This is a genomic window from Marinibaculum pumilum (assembly GCF_042646425.1).
Taxonomy (GTDB): Bacteria; Pseudomonadota; Alphaproteobacteria; order Ferrovibrionales; family Ferrovibrionaceae; genus Marinibaculum; species Marinibaculum pumilum.
Map to the genome: position 1 here is coordinate 1 of NZ_JBHRTR010000053.1, position 1192 is coordinate 1192.

A 1192-nucleotide genomic window follows, 5' to 3' on the forward strand; every position below is an offset into this window, starting at 1 on the left:
CCTACTCGGTAATGGAGGAGACGACGCCGGCGCCGACGGTACGGCCGCCCTCGCGGATCGCGAAGCGCAGGCCCTCGTCCATCGCGATCGGCGCGATCAGCTCGACGTCCATCGCCACATTGTCGCCCGGCATCACCATCTCGGTGCCCTCGGGCAGGCTCACCACACCCGTCACGTCCGTCGTCCGGAAATAGAACTGCGGACGATAGTTGGTGAAGAACGGCGTATGACGGCCGCCCTCCTCCTTCGTCAGGATGTACGCCTCGGCCTTGAACTTCGTGTGCGGCTTGATCGTGCCCGGCTTCGCAAGCACCTGGCCGCGCTCCACATCGTCGCGGCCCACGCCGCGCAGCAGCGCGCCGATATTGTCGCCAGCCTCGCCCTGGTCCAGAAGCTTGCGGAACATCTCAACGCCGGTGCAGGTCGTCTTCGTCGTCGCCTTGATGCCGACGATCTCGATCTCCTCGCCGACCTTGATCACGCCACGCTCCACGCGGCCCGTCACCACCGTGCCCCGGCCCGAGATCGAGAACACGTCCTCGATCGGCATCAGGAACGGCAGGTCCTTCGGACGGTCCGGCTGCGGAATGTACTCGTCAACCGCCGCCATCAGCTCAAGGATGCTGTCATGGCCCAGCTTCGCGTCGGAATCCTCAAGTGCCGCAAGCGCAGAGCCCTTCACCACCGGGATGTCGTCGCCCGGGAACTCGTACGACGACAGAAGCTCGCGAACCTCCAGCTCAACCAGCTCCAAAAGCTCCTCGTCGTCCACCTGGTCGCACTTGTTCAGGTAAACGACGATCGCCGGGACGCCGACCTGGCGCGCCAGCAGGATATGCTCCCGCGTCTGCGGCATCGGCCCGTCCGCCGCCGACACAACCAGGATCGCGCCGTCCATCTGCGCCGCGCCCGTGATCATGTTCTTCACGTAGTCGGCATGGCCGGGGCAGTCCACATGCGCGTAGTGCCGGTTCTGCGTCTCGTACTCCACATGGGACGTCGAGATCGTGATCCCGCGCGCCTTCTCTTCCGGCGCCTTGTCGATCGCGTCATACGCGGTGTACGCAGCACCGCCCGTCTCTGCCAGGATCTTCGTGATCGCCGCCGTCAGCGACGTCTTGCCATGGTCGACGTGACCGATCGTCCCGATGTTGCAGTGCGGCTTCGTCCGCGAAAACTTCTCTTTGGCCAT

The 1192-nt window shown here is 64.9% G+C and carries 1 protein-coding gene; it reads right to left on the reverse strand.

What is annotated here, in order from left to right; all coding sequences use genetic code 11:
* Position 1: 1 nt before the first annotated feature.
* A complete protein-coding gene (gene tuf, locus ACFOGJ_RS27030; RefSeq protein ID WP_379906398.1) occupies positions 2-1192 on the reverse strand; it encodes an elongation factor Tu in 1191 nt (396 codons plus the stop codon).

Bases quoted from the DNA above. Each gene is read 5' to 3' on its own strand.
- tuf (WP_379906398.1), bottom strand. From the start codon at position 1,192: ATGGCCAAAGAGAAGTTTTCGCGGACGAAGCCGCACTGCAACATCGGG.